The sequence below is a fragment of the Pseudomonas sp. XP2 genome, from assembly GCF_053557975.1.
Genome location: NZ_JBNRIK010000009.1, coordinates 25,226 through 41,896, shown reverse-complemented (window position 1 = coordinate 41,896; position 16,671 = coordinate 25,226). Strand labels below are relative to the sequence as shown.

The 16,671-nt window shown below is 64.3% G+C and carries 12 protein-coding genes; 1 reads left to right on the top strand and 11 read right to left on the bottom strand.

The annotated features are described in order from the left end of the window. The 5 genes from ACK1VC_RS12125 to ACK1VC_RS12105 all read right to left on the bottom strand — a co-directional run bounded on the left by ACK1VC_RS12125 (window position 1) and on the right by ACK1VC_RS12105 (window position 5,189). Window positions 1-540 carry a histidine phosphatase family protein gene (locus ACK1VC_RS12125; RefSeq protein ID WP_016485870.1) on the bottom strand — a complete coding sequence of 180 codons (540 nt, stop codon included), beginning with the start codon at window positions 538-540 and terminating at the stop codon, window positions 1-3. 111 nt (window positions 541-651) lie between these two features. Further along, window positions 652-990, bottom strand: coding sequence for a DUF3325 domain-containing protein (locus ACK1VC_RS12120; RefSeq protein ID WP_016485869.1), 339 nt, complete (start codon window positions 988-990; stop codon window positions 652-654). Then, a complete protein-coding gene (locus tag ACK1VC_RS12115) occupies window positions 987-2,507 on the bottom strand; it encodes a PepSY-associated TM helix domain-containing protein (RefSeq protein WP_191087464.1) in 1,521 nt (506 codons plus the stop codon). Before ACK1VC_RS12115 ends, ACK1VC_RS12120 begins: the two co-directional genes overlap by 4 nt. Next, window positions 2,504-2,791, bottom strand: a complete 288-nt coding sequence (locus ACK1VC_RS12110; protein ID WP_060518994.1) for a hypothetical protein — start codon at window positions 2,789-2,791, stop codon at window positions 2,504-2,506. The genes ACK1VC_RS12115 and ACK1VC_RS12110 overlap by 4 nt, the downstream gene beginning before the upstream one ends. 157 nt (window positions 2,792-2,948) lie before the next feature. Then, window positions 2,949-5,189: a TonB-dependent siderophore receptor gene (locus ACK1VC_RS12105; RefSeq protein WP_191087463.1), complete on the bottom strand. Its 2,241-nt coding sequence runs from the start codon at window positions 5,187-5,189 to the stop codon at window positions 2,949-2,951. Between the two features lie 289 nt (window positions 5,190-5,478). Here ACK1VC_RS12105 and ACK1VC_RS12100 point away from each other — a divergent pair, with 289 nt between their 5' ends. Further along, window positions 5,479-6,762 carry an arsenic transporter gene (locus ACK1VC_RS12100; protein ID WP_016485865.1) on the top strand — a complete coding sequence of 428 codons (1,284 nt, stop codon included), beginning with the start codon at window positions 5,479-5,481 and terminating at the stop codon, window positions 6,760-6,762. Between the two features lie 72 nt (window positions 6,763-6,834). On the opposite strand, the gene ACK1VC_RS12095 is transcribed toward ACK1VC_RS12100, so the two are convergent. The 6 genes from ACK1VC_RS12095 to ACK1VC_RS12070 form a co-directional block, all read right to left on the bottom strand. Beyond that, a complete protein-coding gene (locus ACK1VC_RS12095; RefSeq protein WP_016485864.1) occupies window positions 6,835-7,911 on the bottom strand; it encodes a BKACE family enzyme in 1,077 nt (358 codons plus the stop codon). 62 nt (window positions 7,912-7,973) lie between these two features. Further along, entirely contained in the window at window positions 7,974-9,614 is a 1,641-nt protein-coding gene (locus ACK1VC_RS12090) for a fatty acid--CoA ligase (protein WP_060518998.1), read from the bottom strand. 43 nt (window positions 9,615-9,657) lie between these two features. Beyond that, the gene (locus ACK1VC_RS12085; RefSeq protein WP_449117963.1) at window positions 9,658-12,183 is read right to left on the bottom strand and encodes an efflux RND transporter permease subunit; all 2,526 of its coding nucleotides are present in this window, start codon (window positions 12,181-12,183) and stop codon (window positions 9,658-9,660) included. A gap of 30 nt (window positions 12,184-12,213) precedes the next feature. Next, the gene (locus ACK1VC_RS12080; RefSeq protein ID WP_060519002.1) at window positions 12,214-13,290 is read right to left on the bottom strand and encodes a WD40/YVTN/BNR-like repeat-containing protein; all 1,077 of its coding nucleotides are present in this window, start codon (window positions 13,288-13,290) and stop codon (window positions 12,214-12,216) included. Window positions 13,291-13,354: 64 nt separating this feature from the next. Then, window positions 13,355-14,713 (bottom strand): DUF1329 domain-containing protein, encoded by a 1,359-nt coding sequence (locus ACK1VC_RS12075; RefSeq protein ID WP_070086481.1) that lies wholly within the window; start codon window positions 14,711-14,713, stop codon window positions 13,355-13,357. Between the two features lie 33 nt (window positions 14,714-14,746). Continuing rightward, window positions 14,747-16,612: a DUF1302 domain-containing protein gene (locus tag ACK1VC_RS12070; protein ID WP_191087461.1), complete on the bottom strand. Its 1,866-nt coding sequence runs from the start codon at window positions 16,610-16,612 to the stop codon at window positions 14,747-14,749. Window positions 16,613-16,671: the final 59 nt, after the last annotated feature.

The window sequence follows — 16,671 nt, the reverse complement described above, 5'->3', positions numbered from 1 at the left end:
TCAGCCCAGGCGCAGGCGCCACTGCCCGGTAAAGCTCAACTCGAGGCGCGAAAGCGGCGGCACGTCGACACGCTGGCTAGCCTGCATCGGGCACCCCAACACCTGTACCAACACGGCGCGCATCACCATCGGGTGAGTCACTGCCAGCCACTCACCCGGCGTGTCGAAGGCCGCCAGCCAAGCGGCCACCCGCTGGCATACTCTCGCGAAAGATTCCCCCCCATGCACCGCACTGGCCGGGTCCTGCAGCCACTGCGCCAACGCCTGCGGTTGTTCGGTTTGCAACTGCTTCAGCGGCAAACCCTGCCAACGCCCCAGGTCGCAATCGGCCAATGCCGGCTCGATCTGCACCGGCCCCGACCACCACGCCGCCGTCTCGCAGGCTCGCCGTTCTGGCGCAGTCAGCATTTGCACGCCGGGCACGATGGCGTCGGGCTCTTGGGTCAACGGCAAGATGGCGTCATCTGCACGGTGCAGGCGCCCGGTCTTCTGGGCCTGGGTCAGGGCATGGCAGATCAGGGTCAGGCGGACGGCTTTCACCGGGGCTCTCTCGCAGCAGGCAGGGGCCCATGGTTTAGCATGCTGCGAGGCGTTTGGCTGCAACAATGTCGCCGCCCGCACAAACGCATATCCCTTGTAGGCGCGCTCAGTTCATAGATAGGTAACCACCTGCGCCAAACCCCACACCGGCAGCGCCCCCACCAATCCCACCGCCAGCCGTGGCCAGTACGGCAGTAACATCACCAGCACCAACCCCGCCAGCGACAACACGCCGAACCAGGCCACCGGCCCCATGGCCCAGCCCCAGGCCTGGGCGCACAGCGTCAGGCTCGCCAGCAACGCCAACCAACCGGCACTGCGCAGGCTGATACTCCAAACGCGCGGGCAGGTGCGATTCCACACCTGTTTGTAATGCCGCTCCAGCCCCTGGCACAGCCCGAGCATACCGGCATAAGCGAACAGCACTGCGCCTGCAATCCACATCATCATGCCTCGGCCTCCTGTTGCCGGCCTGCCCGGGCCTTGCGCTGCACCGGTTGTACTTGCCGCACCCGCCAGGCCACCAGCCCAATCAACACGCCCAGCACCAACGCAAAGGCCGCTACGCCCAGGCGCATGGCGTCTTCGAGGCCGCCAAACGCACCCAGGCCGATGCACAGCAATGCCGTCAGCAACAGTTGCTCGGCCCATGCACGGCGTGCCGGCCTGACACCCGCATGCAACAGCGCCAGCAGCCATACACCAAAGAACGCACGTACTTCCCAGCTCTCCCGCTGTAGCAGTTCCACCGGCAACAAGCGGCTGGCCCACAGCAGCCCGACGCATGCCAGTAGCAAACCGCTGATGAAGCCCACGTTGCACACCTCGGCCACCCGGTACCAGCGCCGCGCCGAAGCATCGGCAGTGGCACTGACATACTTGCGCCCGCGCTTTACGCAGAACAGCACCAGGCCGCTGGCGATCATCAGGCAGCTGACCAGCCCGCACACGAAGTACAACCAACGCATCGGGTAGCCGCCAAATTGGGCAAAGTGCAACCCGACCATGACCCGCTGGGTCAAAGGCACCGCGCGCCACTCAGCTACGTCGCTGAGCAGTTGCCCGCTGACGCCATCGAAGACCATGGCCTGCCCCTTGGCCAGGGCAATCCGGTTACCCAGCTCTGGGCGGATTTCAACGCGCGCCGCCGCCGTGTTCGGGTTGCGGATGTTCAAGCCGCCGATCGGCCCCAACCGCGCCTCGGCCTGGGCCAACAGCGGGGCTACATCCACCAGCGCGGCCGGCTGCCTGGCCAGGCCACGGGGCTGTTCCACGCGGGCATTGCCTTGGGCCTGGAAGTAGGCGCGTGCGTCGCCGGCAAAGAGCGCATCGACCCCGGCGGGGATGTAGATGAGCATGAAGATCACCAGGCCGGTGTAGGTGATCATCAGGTGGAACGGCAGCAACAGCACCGCGCTGGCGTTGTGGAAATCCAGCCACGAGCGCTGGCCCTTGTTCGGCCGGAAAGTAAAGAACTCCTTGAAGATCTTCTTGTGGATGACGATGCCGGTCACCAGTGCCGCAAGCATCACCAGCGCCAGCGCACCGACCACGAAAATACCCCAGTTGCGTGGCAGGTCGAGGGTGAAGTGGAAGCGGAAGAAGAAGTTGCCGCCGACACTGTCACGCACCTCGATGGCCTCGCCGGTGCGCGGGTCGAGCTGCACGCCACCGCCGTGGCGGCGCTCGCCCGTAGACACGCGCAAGCCAGGCGCGCGTTCGCTCGGCAGGCTGATGCCCCAGTTGCCTGCTTTTGGTTCATGGGCCTGCAGGTAGTCGATAGCGCGCCGGGCAGCGTCGGCCTGGGGCACCTGGGTGGCCGGGATTTCCGGCTGCATCCAGTGGTTGAGCTCCTTGTCGAACACCGCCAGGGTGCCGGTGACAAAGATGGCGAACAGCAGCCAGCCGAAGATCAGCCCGGCCCAGGTGTGCAGCCAGGCCATCGATTGGGTGAAGGTGTTCTTCATGCCAGCCGCTCCATTACCTGCGACCAGAAGCCGATCAGGGCAAGGGGCACGGCCAGTGCCAGCGGCGCCCAGGCGCGCAAAGCATCTCGGCAGGCGAAGGCCCAGAGGATGGCAACGGTGTAAAAAATGAACGCCGGCAGGGTCGCGACGATGACCGCATCGGCGGCAGATAGCGGCAGGATGCGGGCCAGGCAGGCACTGGCGGCGTAGCTGAGGGCGTAGCCGCCGAGCAACGCGGCGGCGCTGCGAGAGAGTAGTTGTAGCCAGGCAGGGGCTTTGATCATCGGAGGGTTCCTTGAGGTCCGGTGATGAGGCCAGGGCTGTGCGCAGCCCAATCGCCGGCAAGCCAGCTCCCACAAGCCCCGCACAGCATCCGAGGGCTGTGCGGTACCTGCTGGAGCGGCCTTGTGTCGCGATCGGGCCGCGAAGCGGCCCCCGCTGTCAGAAGTTGATATTCAGCGCAGCAAACACCGCCCTGCCCGGCTGGTTATACGTGTTGGCCCCCGAACTGCTGGCGTTGCCGCCACGCAGGATCTGCTTGTCGAACACGTTGTTCACGCCCACCCGCACGTCGTAGTTGGCGTTGAACTTGTACCCGGCGCTCACATCCACCAGGCCATAGGCCTCGACGTCCTGCTGCGCGGCCTTGTCGTAGTCTTGCTGGGTGCGGTAGTTGTAGGTCGGCGATTTCTGCTTGCCAAAGTAGGTGCCCGCCACCTGGAACGACAGCTGCTCGGTGGCGCGCCAGTCCAGGGTGGTGTTGACGGTATATTCCGGGATCACCGACAGCGGTTCGCCAGTCTCGCGATTGTCGTTGTCGAGCATCCAGGTCAGGTTGGTGTTCCAGTCCAGGGTCGGCGTCAGCTCGATGAAGACGTTGCCTTCGATCCCTTCCACCCGCGCCTTGCCGGCGTTTTCCCACTGGGTCACGCGGCGGCCGCTGTTGATGGCATAGAGCACATCGGTACCGCCGATGATCTTGTTCTTGTAGTCATTGCGGAAGTAGGTGGCGCTGGTACGCCAGGTGCCGCGGTCGTACAGCAGGCCAATCTCCTTGTTGACGCTGATTTCCGGCTTTAGGTCGGCGTTACCCTGCAGGTAGCAACCACCGGAGTTGGTCTGCCCCACACTGCAACCTTGGCCGCGGCTGTAGAGCAGGTAATTGGGGTTGGACTGGTACAGGTTCGGCACCTTGTAGGCGCGAGCAATGCCGCCTTTGACCGACAGCGCCTCGGTGAGCTTGTGCGACAGGTTCAGGCTGGGGCTGAAGTTGTCGCCAAACATCTCGTGATGGTCAAAACGCAAGCCAGGCGTCACCGTCGTGTCGCCGATGACGATATTGTCCTCGACGAACAACGCGTAGCTTCTGGCGGTCATCTTCGATTCGCTGCGGTCGAAACCGCTGATCGCGTCATTGCCCGACCCACTCGGGTCGAAGCTCTGCGGACGGAACGAGCCTTGGTCGTTGAGCGACTCGTACAGGTACTCGCCCCCCAGGGTCAGCACATGCTCGGTGCTGCCCAGGGCGAACGGCAAGTTGACCTCACTGTTCAAGCGCGTGTTACGCAACCGCGACATCGCCGCGCCACTGTCGTTGATCGCCCCTTCCGGGCCACCGGCCAAACCCTCGTTGAGGCGCCAGTTGCGCACGTATTCGTAGGCCAGTGTGGTCTTGCTGGTACCCCAGGTGAAGTCGCCCAGGTGGGTCAGGTCGTAGGTGCTGCGCTGCATGACGTTGGTTTCGTGGCCATACAGGCTGGAAATCAGTGCGACGTCGCTGCCGCCGTTGCTGTTCATGGTGTCGCCCGCGTAGATATTGCCTTGGCGGCTGTAGCCGGCACTGGCTTCGAAGCGGTGCTCGTCGTTCAACTTCCAGCTGAGCAGGCCGTTGAGGTCCTTGTTGCGCACCCCCTCGCGCCCGGCAACCAGTGCGCTGTTGGCGTGGCTGGCGTTGATATCGAGGTCGTCAGCGTCAGTCTTGGCCAAGCCGCCGAACAGCCGGAAACCAAGGTTATCGGTGAGGCCGCCACCGAGGTTGAAGTTGGCGCGGCGGCTGGCACCCTCGGCACCGTCTTCCGGCAACTGGGTGAACAGGCTGACGCTGCCCTTGAGCTCGTCGGTAGGGCGTTTGGTGATGATATTCACCACCCCGCCCATGGCGCCGGAGCCGTAGCGAGCGGCGGCTGGGCCACGCAAGATCTCGATACGCTCGACGGCCTCGGCGGGCACCCAGTTGGTTTCACCCCGGGTATCACGGTCACCGTTCCAGCCATAACGCACAGCGTTGCGGGCGCTGGAGGGCTTGCCGTCGATGAGGATCAGGGTGTTTTCCGGGCCCATGCCGCGCAGGTCGATCTGGCGGTTGTTGCCGCGCGCGCCGCTGGCGCTGTTGCCGGTCAGGTTGACGCCGGGCTCGCGGCGGATGATATCGGACAGGTCATTGGACGGCGGGTGGCGCTTGATGTCGTTGGCGGTGATGATCGACGAACCCAAGGCCTGACGCGCCTCGCGCTCGGCGGTGATCAGGGTGTCCTGAATCACCAGCGCGTTGTCGGCAACCGGCACTTCCAGCACCTCACCCGTACGCTGCTCTTCAGCCTGGGCCGCGGTGGCCACCATGGCCGGTGACGCCAGCGCCACGAACGCCAGGGCCAGGCTGTTGGGTGAAGTTCTGCACTGCATGGGTACATCTCCTGCGATTCATGAGCGAAACGGCACATCCCTGTCGCAAACCGGGAGCCCTCGCCCACCGGCCTCGCAAACACAGTCTGGTGGCCAACAGGGGTGGTAAATATAGGGAATTGCAAATGAGAGTAAATCGTATTTACGAAGTTTACATGTTTGTAACCGAACTTTGCTGAAGCGCGCGGTAGAGCGCCGTATTCCCGCTCACACAGAATCCTGGCCATGCTGCAGTAATTGGCTGCTGCACTGGCTACACTGGCCTTCCTCTAACCCGAGCCATCTGTTCATGCTCCCAGCCACGCTGATTTTCCTGTTCACCCTGACCCTGGTCATCTGGCAACCCAAAGGCCTCGGCGTCGGCTGGAGTGCCACCTTCGGTGCGCTTCTGGCCCTGCTGTGCGGCGTGGTGTCACTGCACGATATCCCCACCGTCTGGGCAATCATCTGGAACGCCACCGCCACCTTCATCGCCCTGATCGTCATCAGCCTGTTGCTGGACGAAGCCGGTTTCTTCGCCTGGACGGCGCTGCATGTGGCGCGTTGGGCCCGAGGCGACGGGCGTCGCCTGTTTGCCTTCATGGTGCTGCTGGGGGCAGCGGTATCCGCGTTGTTCGCCAACGATGGCGCAGCCCTGATCCTCACCCCCATCGTCATGTCGATGCTGCTGGCGCTGCGCTTTTCCCCCACGGCAACCCTGGCCTTCGTGATGGGCGCCGGTTTTATCGCCGACACCGCCAGCCTGCCGCTGGTGGTATCGAACCTGGTCAACATCGTGTCGGCGGACTACTTCGGGCTCGGCTTCAACGCCTACGCCGCCGTGATGGTGCCGGTGAACCTGGTGGCGGTCGCGGCCACGCTGCTGGTGCTGTGGCTGTATTTTCGCCGCGACATCCCGCTGCGGTACGCCACCGACGACCTGCAAGTGCCTGCCCTGGCAGTGCGCGATCGCGCCACGTTCCGTGCGGGTTGGGTGGTACTGGTGGTGTTGCTGGCCGCGCTGTTCGTGCTGGAGCCGCTGGGCATCCCGGTCAGCGCCGTGGCCTCGGCCTGCGCCGCCGTGCTGTTTGCCGTGGCCGCCCGCGGCCACGTGATTTCAACCCGCCGCGTGCTGCGCGAAGCACCGTGGCAGATCGTGGTGTTCTCACTGGGGATGTACCTGGTGGTGTACGGGCTGCGCAATGCCGGCCTGACCGACGCCCTTGCCGGGGTACTGGACTGGCTCGCCGGGCATGGGCTGTGGGCGGCTACGCTGGGCACCGGGCTGATTGCAGCGCTGCTTTCGTCACTGATGAACAACCTGCCCAGTGTGCTGATCGGCGCCTTGTCGATCCATGCCAGCGAAGCTCAGGGCGTGGTGCGCGAGGCGATGATCTACGCCAATGTCATCGGCTGCGACCTGGGGCCGAAGATCACCCCGATCGGCAGCCTGGCCACGTTGCTGTGGCTGCATGTGCTGGCGCGCAAAGGGGTGGTGATCGGCTGGGGGTATTACTTCAAGGTCGGCGTACTGCTGACCGTGCCGGTGCTGCTGGTGACCTTGGCGGCCCTGGCACTTTGGTTGAGTGTTTGAGGTTGCCGAGCAGCTGGCTCCAATCCCTGGAGCACAGCTTCAGCCAGCGCAAAACCTCTCGTCAACCAATGCTCAGTTGCCGTCAGCGGTTTCAGCCGTCTTGCGCAAGAAGCCCTGCTGGCCACCGTTGCGGTTTGGCGCGAACCCATTGGCCTGCAGGCTTTCTTCGACGGTGTCGTAGAACACGCCGATCTTGCTGATTTCGCGGGCTTGCCTGGCGGTGGCGATCGGCCGACCGAACTCGCGCGACATGCGCACCAGCTGCTCGATCTGCTGCACCGTGGACATCTTCTCGGTCTGCGCCTGGTTCCACAGGTTGTCCTCGATGCCGCAGCGCACGTGCAGGCCCATGGCGATGCCCATCATGTTGATCGGCAGCACGTTGCGCATCGAGCTTTCCACGGTGAGCACGGCGCCGTCCGGCACGGCCCGCACGATGTTGGCGAGGCTGTAGATGTTCGGCACGTCCATGCCGCCGCCGATGGCCACCCAGTTCATCACCAGCGGGCCTTTGTAGATGCCACGGCGCATCAGGCGCTCGACCGACTCGAAACTGTTCAGGTTGTAGCACTGGAAGGCACTCTGGATACCCGCGGCGCTAAGGCGGCGCACGTGCTCTTCGACCCAGCCGGGCTGCGCGGGCACGGTCATTTCCTTGTAGGCCTCGTACACCGCCGGGTCTTCCATCGAAGTCCCGCGCACATCCTGATAGCCCCAGTGCTCGACCACGTTCATCTGCGAGGTGTTGACCGTCACCGTGACCTGATCGGGCTTGGGATCGAGCTCGGCCAGCATGTGGCGAGTATCGTCGCTCAGCCACTTGGCCGCAGCGCCTTCGGTCTCGGGGGCAAAGCTGATCGAGCCCCCCACCTGGATGATCATTTCCGGTACCGCTTCACGCACACCGGCAATCAACTCGTTGAACTTGGACAGGCGCTTGGAGCCCTTGCCATCCAGCTCGCGCACATGCAGGTGGAGCACCGTGGCACCGGCGTTGTAGCAATCCACGGCCTTCTGTACCTGCTCGGCCATGGTCACCGGGATGTCCTCGGGGAAGTCGGACGGCACCCAGGAAGGCGCATAGGGCGCTGCGGTGATGATCAACGGCTGCTGGTTCTCGGTGAACAGGTGGCCATCAAGGAAGTTCATGGGGTGTTCCTTATATTGGGATTGTTGGAAAGGTGTCGGTACAGACCGACGGCTATTGGGTTTCAGCAATGCATCTCGCGGATCAGCTTCTTGTTGATCTTGCCGACACTGGTCTTGGGGATGTCCGCCACGAAGTGCACCTGGCGCGGAATCGCCCACTTGTTGATCTGGCCACTGTCGACAAACTGCTTCAGGTGCGCTTCGAGCCCTACCTGATCGAGGCTGTCACCCGGCATGCACACCACCAGCGCAATCGGCCGCTCGCCCCAGTGCTCGTCGGGAATGCCCACCACCGCCACGGCATTGACCGCAGCGTGCTGGCTGATCAGGTTCTCCAGCGCCAGCGAGCTGATCCACTCACCCCCGGTCTTGATCACGTCCTTGATGCGGTCCTTGATCTCCAGCACCCCGTGGCGGTCGATCGAGCCCATGTCGCCGGTGTGCAGCCAACCGTCCTGCCACAGTTCGGCACCCTTTTCCGGCTCGTGCAGGTACCCCTGGGTCAGCCACGGCGAACGCACCACGATCTCGCCCAGCGACTCACCGTCGTGGGCCACCTCGACGCCCGCCGCATCAACGATGCGCAGGTCGACCATCGCCACCGGGGCGCCGGTCTTGATCCGCTGAGCCACCTGTTCGCACATGGGCAAGGCTAGGTCTTCGTCGTGCAGGTGGGTCAGGGTCAGCAGCGGGCAGGTTTCCGACATGCCGTAACCGCTGAAGATCAGCATGCCGCGCTCGCTGGCCTGACGCGCCAGGCCGTGGGTAAGCGCGCTGCCGCCGAGCAGGATCTTCCAGCGGCTGAAATCGGTGTGCCGGCCTTGCTCGCTGTCGAGCATCATCTGCAGCAAGGTGGGTACGCAGTGGGAGAACGTCACCCCCTCATCGCGGTACAGGCGCACCAGCTTGTCCGGCTCGTAGCGGCCCGGATACACCTGCTTGATGCCCAGCATCGTGGCCGTGTAGGGCACGCCCCAGGCGTGCACATGGAACATCGGGGTGATCGGCATGTACACGTCGCTGGATCGCAGCAACGGCTGGCCGTCGTAGGCGGCGAAGGTGCCTAACTGGTTCAGGGTGTGCAGCACCAGCTGGCGGTGCGAGAAGTACACCCCCTTGGGGTTGCCGGTGGTGCCGGTGGTGTAGAACAGCGTGGCCACCGACTGCTCGTCGAAGTCCTCGAACTCGGCCTCGGGGCTGGCTGCATCCAGCAGCGCTTCGTACTCGCCGAGCACCGGCAGCGACGTGGCCGCAGCCTCCCGGTCCGTCAGTTGCAGGTAGCCTTTGACCTTGCCCAACTGGCCGTGCAGCTGCTCCAGCAGCGGCACGAAGTCGTCATGCACCAGCACCAGGTCATCCCCGGCGTGGTTCATGGTGTAGGCCACCTGCTCCGGCGACAGGCGAATGTTCACTGTGTGCAGCACCGCGCCAATCATCGGCACGGCGAAGAAGCATTCCAGCGAACGGTGGCTGTCCCAGTCCAGCAGCGCGACGGTGTCACCGGCCTGCACGCCGGCCGCGCGCAGCACGTTGGCCAGGCGCCGCACCCGCTGCTCGAGCTCGCGGTAGGTGTAGCGCAGCGTGTCGGCGTAGACGATCTGCTGGTCCGGCTGGTGTTGCACACCCGACATCAGCAGGCGTTTGATCAGCAAGGGGTAGGCATAGGCGCCGGCTGCCGGCGGCATTATTTTTGTCTTGGCCATGACGTTGGTTCCAGTTTCCATGTTCGAATCGACTAAGAGCTGACTACGCCTGCACCCGCGCTTGCGCGCGTGGTACCTGGGCACTGTCACGGGGCTGTGGTGCGGCTTCGCAATGCGCGGGGGCCGCCGCGACAAAGCGCTTGTCCGGCAGCAGGAAGTGCGACAGGGCCGGGATCAGCAGCAGTGCGCCGAGCATGTTCCAGAGGAACATGAAGGTCAGCAGGATGCCCATGTCGGCCTGGAACTTGATTGGCGACCACGCCCAGGCGACCACGCCGGCAGCCAGGGTGATACCCACCAGCCCGACCACCCGGCCGGTGAAGGCCACGGCGTTCTGGTACGCCTCGCCCAGGGTGCGGCCCTGCCGCTGGTAGTGCAGCTGCACACTGAGCAGGTACAGCGCGTAGTCCACGCCGATGCCGACGCCCAGGGCGATCACCGGCAAGGTGGCCACTTTCACGCCAATGCCCATGGCCACCATCAGCGCTTCGCACAGCACTGAAGTCAGCACCAGAGGCAGCAGCGCCACCAAGGTCGCGCGCCAGCTGCGGAAGGTGATCAGGAAGAACAGCGTGACCGCCAGGTAGACGAACAGCAGCATGGTGCGGTTGGCTTCGCGCACCACGATGTTGGTGGCAGCTTCGATACCGGCGCTGCCGGCGGCCAGCAGAAACTGCCGGTCGGGGCTGCTGTTTTCGCGGGCGAAGCGGTCGGCGATGGCCACCACGTCGTCCAGGGTCTGGGCCTTGTGGTCCTTGAGGTAGGCGATCACCGGCATCATCGAGCAATCGGTGTTGAACAGCTCCGGTGCGTTGACCGAAGCCTGCTGGGCGGCGTAGTTGAGCATGTCCTGGTTGCGCTGCAGGCTGCTCATCTTCGGGTTGCCTTCGAAGGCGCCTGCGGTGATCTGGCGCACGGCGTTGACCAGCGACACTGTGGTCTGCACCCCGGGGTACTGCTGCAACTGCCAGGCCAGGCGGTCGGCGAGGATCAGCGTCTTGTAGCTCAGGCAGCCTTCCGGCGGGGTCTTGATCATCACCGCGAACAGGTCGCTGGACAGCGCGTAGTGGCTGGTGATGTAGGCGTTGTCGCGGTTGTAGCGCGAATCGGCGCGCAGCTCCGGCGCGCCGCTGTCGAGGTCGCCGATCTTCAGCTGCAGGCTCACCCAGAAACCGCCCAGGCCCAGCAACGTGGCTACCAGCAACGCGCCGGTGGCCCACTTGCGCGTGGTAAAGCGGTCGAGGGCGTCCCACAACTTGCCAAAGCCCCGGTGCTCGGCGGCGCGCTGGTCGATACGCAAGGCACGCTCCGACGCCTTGCGGCCAACGCCAACGTAAGACAGCGACACTGGAATCAACAGCAACGAGGTGAAGATCAATACCGCCACGCCGATGCTGGCGGTGATCGCCAGGTCCTTGATCACCGGAATGTCGATCAGCATCAGCACGGCAAAGCCCACGGCGTCCGCCAGCAGCCCCGTAACCCCGGCCACGAACAGGCGGCGGAAGGTATAGCGCGCCGCCACCAGCTTGTGGGTGCCACGGCCGACGTCCTGCATGATGCCGTTCATCTTCTGCGCCGCGTGCGACACGCCGATGGCGAAGATCAGGAACGGCACCAGGATCGAGTACGGGTCGATGGCATAGCCGAGCCAACCGACAATGCCCAACTGCCACACCACCGCCGCCAGGGAGCAGAACACCACCAAGAGGGTACTGCGCACGCAGCGGGTGTACAGGAAGATAATCACCAGCGAGGTGACCACCGCCAGGGCGAAGAACATCATCACCTGGATCAGGCCGTCGATCAGGTCGCCCATCAGCTTGGCAAACCCGATGACCCGCACCTTGTACTTGCCCTCGCCTTCCTTGCCAGACGCGCGCGCCTTGCTGTCGTCGCCGAATTCGTACGTGTCGCGCAACTGCTGTTCGAGCATCTGCGAGAACTGCCGGTAGTCGATACCGCGCCCGGTAGCCAGGTCGTGGTCGAGCAGCGGCACCACCAGCATGCTGGACTTGAAGTCGCTCGCCACCAGGCTGCCGACAATACCGGCACGGTTGATGTTCTGGCGCAGCTGCTCGATGTCGGCCGGTTTGCCCTGGTAGTCATCGGGCATCACCGCGCCACCCTGGAAGCCCTCCTCCGTGACCTCGGTCCAGCGCACGCCTGGGCTCCACAACGACTTCATCCAGGCACGATCGACGCCCTGGGCAAGGAACAGCTCGTCGTTGATCTTTTTCAGCACGTCCAGGTATTCGGGGTCGAAGATATCGCCCTGGGTGTTCTCCACCACCACCCGCACCGAGTTGCCCAGGCCGCGCAGCGACTTGCGGTTGTCCAGGTAGTTCTGGATGTAGGGCTGGCTCTGCGGGATCATTTTCTCGAAGCTGGGCCGCAGTTCCAGGCGAGTGACAGCCACATAGCCGAGCACCAGCGTGGCCAGCACCATGAACAGCATGAACAGCGGGCGATAGTTGAAGATCATGCGTTCGAGCAGGTTGCCGGAACGTGGATCGAAATCCCGCAGGTCGCGGATCACCGGCATGGTGTCTTGCTTGATGTTGGCCATCACGAGGCTCTCTTGGAATACTTGTGGGTCTTAGCGGGCTGGCAGCACGCGCACGCCGCGCTCACCTACCAGCACGGTGCCGTTGCCGTGGGTCTGCAGGGCAGCCGCCACAGGTGCCAGCGGCACCTGCGGTTGCAGGGCGAAGCTCTGACCGCCGTCGTGGCTGCGCAGCACATGCCCGGCCTGGCTGAACAGCCAGTAGTCACCCTGGCTGTCGAGGCTGGCGGCGGTGATGCTCTGGCCCAGCCCGGTGTCCACCTTGGTCCAGCTCTGGCCGCCGTCGAGGCTGCGCGCCACGTGGCCACGCAGGCCGTAGGCAAGCACTTCGCCGGGCTTGCCGAGAATGCCGAACCAGGTGCCCTGGTAAGGGCCAGGCAGGGCGACGAAGCGCTGCTGCCGGGCATTCCACTTAAGCAGCAGGCCCTGTTCGCCGGCCACGTAAAGGTCATCGCCGACCGCCCGGATGGCATTGAGGTGCAGGCCTTGCGGGTTGTCGGTGCGGTCCTGCATCGGCACCCAGCTTTCGCCACCGTCGTCGGTGCGCAGGATCAGGTTGAACACGCCCACCACATAGCCGTGCCGGGTGTCGGTGAACCACACACCCAGAAACGGCTTGTCGGCACCCTCCTGCTCCAGGCGCTGGCCTTCGGCGGCGAACTGCGGCCATTGCGCATCGTCGGGGTGGGCCTGTGCCAAGGCCTGGTAATGGGCCGTGACCAGTGCACCGATCTTCCGGCCATCGAGCTGCACGGCCCAGTTCACACCGCCATCACGACTGTGCAGCACCACGCCATCGTTGCCTGCCGCCCACCCTTCCTGGGGGGTTGGGAACGCCAGGGCATTGAGGTCGGCGCTGACTGGCACGCTGGCCTGGCGCCAGTCCTGGCCCTGATTGTCGGAATACACGATGTGCCCACGGGGCCCCACCGCGACCAGCCGCTCGCCGGCCCGCACCACATCGCGCAGGGCGCTGTGCACCGCTAGCGCGCTAGGCTCGGCCGGCAGGTCCAGCACATCGACATAGGCCGCCTGGGCCACACCGCAGCTGCCGCCCAGGGCGAGCGTGATTGCCAACGCCCACGGCGCATACTTGTTCAAAGAAGCCATGCCACATCCTCTGCAAAACCTGACGGCGGCCACTTGCGGGCCGCCGCCAGACGGGTCATCGGGGTCAGCGAATGCCGGCGCCGGCCAGGGCTTCCGGTGACCACTGCGCCTTGGACAGAGGGGCGATGTACTCGATACCGCCGTGCGGGCCGATCAGGCCGTTGACGTTGTAGGTGCCACCGACCAGGTCGTAGACCACGTGCGGGTTGTTGTTGGGAATCTGCACGTCGTAGCTCTGGGTGAAGAAGCTGAACGAGCCGCGATACAGCTGGCCACGGGCGTCGTACTGGTCAGAAGCCAGTGCAAACCAGCTGTCCTCGTCAAGGTAGAAGCGGCGCTTGGCATAGATGTGGCGGGCATTGCCCTTGAGGGTGCCTTCCACTACCCAGACACGGTGCTTTTCCCAGCGCACCTGGTCGGGCGAGAGGTGGTTCGGCGTGGTCAGGGCCTTCGGGTCGTGGATGTAGGTGAGCTTGTAGGTGTTGTACGGCACGTACATTTCTTTCTTGCCGAGCAGTTGCCAGTCGTATCGGTCCAGCGCACCGTTGAACACGTACACGTCGTCGAAGGTACCGGAGCCTGCGGTGCCTGGGTTGGGTGTGTCGTAGGCCAGGTTCGGCGCCAGCTTCACCCGGCGCTGCCCTGGCAGGTACTGCCAGGCGCGGCGCTCTTGTACCAGCGGGTTGGCGGCGTCCTTGAGCATCATCGACTCACCGGCGCGGCGCGCCGGGCCTTCGAAGTACAGCTTGGTCTGGAAGTAGATGTCCTTGGGTTCGATGACTTTGTTCATGTCTTCGTAGATCGGGTAGGCGTTGTACGCCAGGCCCGTGGTGGCCAGGGCCGCGACACCGGCGGAGTCGACGTTCCAGGAGTCATACTTGGCCTTCTGTGCCACACCCTGGTAGCGCAGCAGGTGGTTCCACATGGCCTCGGCGCCCGACTGCGGGATCGGGAACGGCACGCCGGGCAGCACATTTTCGATGGCCATGCCGTCCTGCAGGGACTTGGCATTGGCGGCATTTTTCAGGGTGTTGTCGAGCAGCACCTTGGGCAACGCCGCAGTGCGGTGGCTCGGGTACACATCGATGTGGAAGCTCGGGAAGCGCTTGGCCAGCTCTACGGTGGTAGCGGTCAGCGAATCCTTGTACTGGTCGACGTTCTTGCCGTCGATCACCAGCAGCGGTTTCTCCGAGGCGAAGGGGTCCGGGCGCAGGGTATCGCCCTGCTTGAAGCTGGCAGGCGGGGTGTTCAGGCCACCCTGGTAGGCCGGGATCGCGCCGTCGGCACTGGCGGCCTTGTCGGCGCCGACCATGGTCAGGTCCTTGCCCAGCCGGGCGACGTCCTGGGCCGGGGCGGCCGCATGGGCACTACCGGCAATAACGACCGCAAGCGAGGCCGACAGCAGGCTATTGAGATACTTCATCGCGTTTCTCCGCTTGTTGTTGTACTAGGAGCTTCAGAAGGTGGTCTTGAACGAGGCCGTGACCATGCCGCGATCTTTCAGCAGCGGTGCAAGCCCAGCCTGCGAAGTGATCTGCCCGGGGATACACTGGTAGCGCCCGTTGGTGCCCGGGGTGTTGTTGTCGGTGCCGGTTTCGCAGGTATCGAACTTGCCGAAGGAGTCGACGTACTTCAGGTCGAACTTGTACTTCTGGTAGACGTCGGCGGCGATCCCGATCGAGTAGCTGCCGGCGTCTTCGTTACCGCCCAGCTGCACGGCCGAGTTGCCCTTGAGGCCAACGTTGTAGGACAGCGGCAGTGTGATATCGACTCCTGGCAGCGCCTGGAACCAGGTCGGGGTGAAGTTGACTGCCAGGGTGTAGGCGTTGGTGGTGACCTTGTCGACGCCTTCGTAGCTGGCGTCGCCCTTGAAGGTTTGCTCGCCCTTGTCGACGCTGACCAGATGGGTCATGGCGCCTTCCACGGCCAGCGACGAAGCGTTCCACAACGGCGTGGCGCCGAACGACACCAAGCCGTTGAGTACCACATGCAAGGTCTTGCCGCGGGCCAGCCCGGTTTCACCGTGGCCTGGCACTTCGCCGATCAGGTTGGTGCCGCCGGCGGTGCCGGTCAGGGCACCGTACAGCGGCCCGTTGATCGTGGTGAAGTTGCTGATCAGCGGCATGTTTTCGCGGTAGTTGACGTCCAGCCCCACGCTCACCGGACCGACGCTCTTGGCCAGGCTGATGCCGTAGATATCGATATCGTCGGCATAGGCCGTCATGTAGCTAGTGCCTTCCAGGCTGCCCGTGTGCAGGTTGGGGGCATTGATCAGCACCGCGGGGGTCGGGTCGGAGGTATTGCGGTAGTAGAAGCCCAGGGTGCCGTCGAGCCATTCCGGGCTCCACTTGGCCATTACACCGAAGTCGCCGCTGTTGTGCGGGCGGATGTCATGCCCGCGGGGTGCGCCATAGAAGGCACCGGCACCGCCGACTGCGTTGGGCACCGGCAGCCAGAAAATGTCGGCACCGTCGCCAAGCATGTCGTAGGCGCCCATGTAGGTGCCCCCTTCAGGCAGGCGCGAGTTTTCGAATTCGAGAAAGTACTGGGCCGCCAGGGTCAGTTCCGGGTTGATCGTGTAGCTCAGCGACAGCTGCTTGCGCGGCAGGAACAGTTCCTTGGTTTCGGTGCCGGGCACGTTGTACAGCTTGGCCAGGTCCAGTGCCGACTGGCCATAGTTGATGCCGTTGGCGGCGTTGAACAAGGTCTCGCCCCAGTACAGCGAGTGCCAGCCGAGCTTGCCGCTCACCATTGACTCGTCACCGATTTCGGTGCTGTAGAACACAAAGGCATCGAGGAATTCGCCAGACGGGCCGTTGTAGTACCGGTCGCTGTAATTGCTCAGGCCATGGCGCCTGGACGGGCCGCCCTGCAGCACAGTGCCAGCCGGCAGGCCACCGGCCGGGCGCGCCAGCACCAGGTTGCCGGCATTGCCCGCCTGGCCGGGAAACGGGTTGGAATTGGAGCCCACGTCGCCATAAGCGTGGTCGTACCAGCTCGCAGCACTGACACGCATGCCCATGTTGCCCTGGTACACCACGTCCAGTTCGGTCAGCAGGTCGACCCGCTGGGTCACCGCGCTGCCGACGCTGAAGTTCTTGTCACCGTCGTTGAGGTTGGCGGTGCGGGCGACCTTGGCGTTCTGGCCCTCGACGCGCTGGCCGTAGCTGAGCTTGGCGGTGTTGTCGAAGCGCACGTTCCAGTCAGGGTCGGCGAGGTCAAGCTGAAATGCCTGGGCAGCCGGCGCGCCGGCGACCAGCACCAGCGTGGCCAACAGATTGCGGCGGTGAAGGCAGAAGAGAACGTTCTTATTGTTGTTCATGCGGTATCTCTGCTTGGGATGTGCAAGGTGCCAGCAACGATCGGGCGCCGGCCTGACCC

What these genes read in the sequence shown, in the direction of transcription:
- ACK1VC_RS12120 (WP_016485869.1), bottom strand. Translation starts at nt 990, where the DNA reads ATGATGATGTGGATTGCAGGCGCAGTGCTGTTCGCTTATGCCGGTATG.
- ACK1VC_RS12115 (WP_191087464.1), bottom strand. Translation starts at nt 2,507, where the DNA reads ATGAAGAACACCTTCACCCAATCGATGGCCTGGCTGCACACCTGGGCC.
- ACK1VC_RS12110 (WP_060518994.1), bottom strand. Translation starts at nt 2,791, where the DNA reads ATGATCAAAGCCCCTGCCTGGCTACAACTACTCTCTCGCAGCGCCGCC.
- ACK1VC_RS12105 (WP_191087463.1), bottom strand. Translation starts at nt 5,189, where the DNA reads ATGCAGTGCAGAACTTCACCCAACAGCCTGGCCCTGGCGTTCGTGGCG.
- ACK1VC_RS12100 (WP_016485865.1), top strand. Translation starts at nt 5,479, where the DNA reads ATGCTCCCAGCCACGCTGATTTTCCTGTTCACCCTGACCCTGGTCATC.
- ACK1VC_RS12095 (WP_016485864.1), bottom strand. Translation starts at nt 7,911, where the DNA reads ATGAACTTCCTTGATGGCCACCTGTTCACCGAGAACCAGCAGCCGTTG.
- ACK1VC_RS12090 (WP_060518998.1), bottom strand. Translation starts at nt 9,614, where the DNA reads ATGGCCAAGACAAAAATAATGCCGCCGGCAGCCGGCGCCTATGCCTAC.
- ACK1VC_RS12085 (WP_449117963.1), bottom strand. Translation starts at nt 12,183, where the DNA reads ATGGCCAACATCAAGCAAGACACCATGCCGGTGATCCGCGACCTGCGG.
- ACK1VC_RS12080 (WP_060519002.1), bottom strand. Translation starts at nt 13,290, where the DNA reads ATGGCTTCTTTGAACAAGTATGCGCCGTGGGCGTTGGCAATCACGCTC.
- ACK1VC_RS12075 (WP_070086481.1), bottom strand. Translation starts at nt 14,713, where the DNA reads ATGAAGTATCTCAATAGCCTGCTGTCGGCCTCGCTTGCGGTCGTTATT.
- ACK1VC_RS12070 (WP_191087461.1), bottom strand. Translation starts at nt 16,612, where the DNA reads ATGAACAACAATAAGAACGTTCTCTTCTGCCTTCACCGCCGCAATCTG.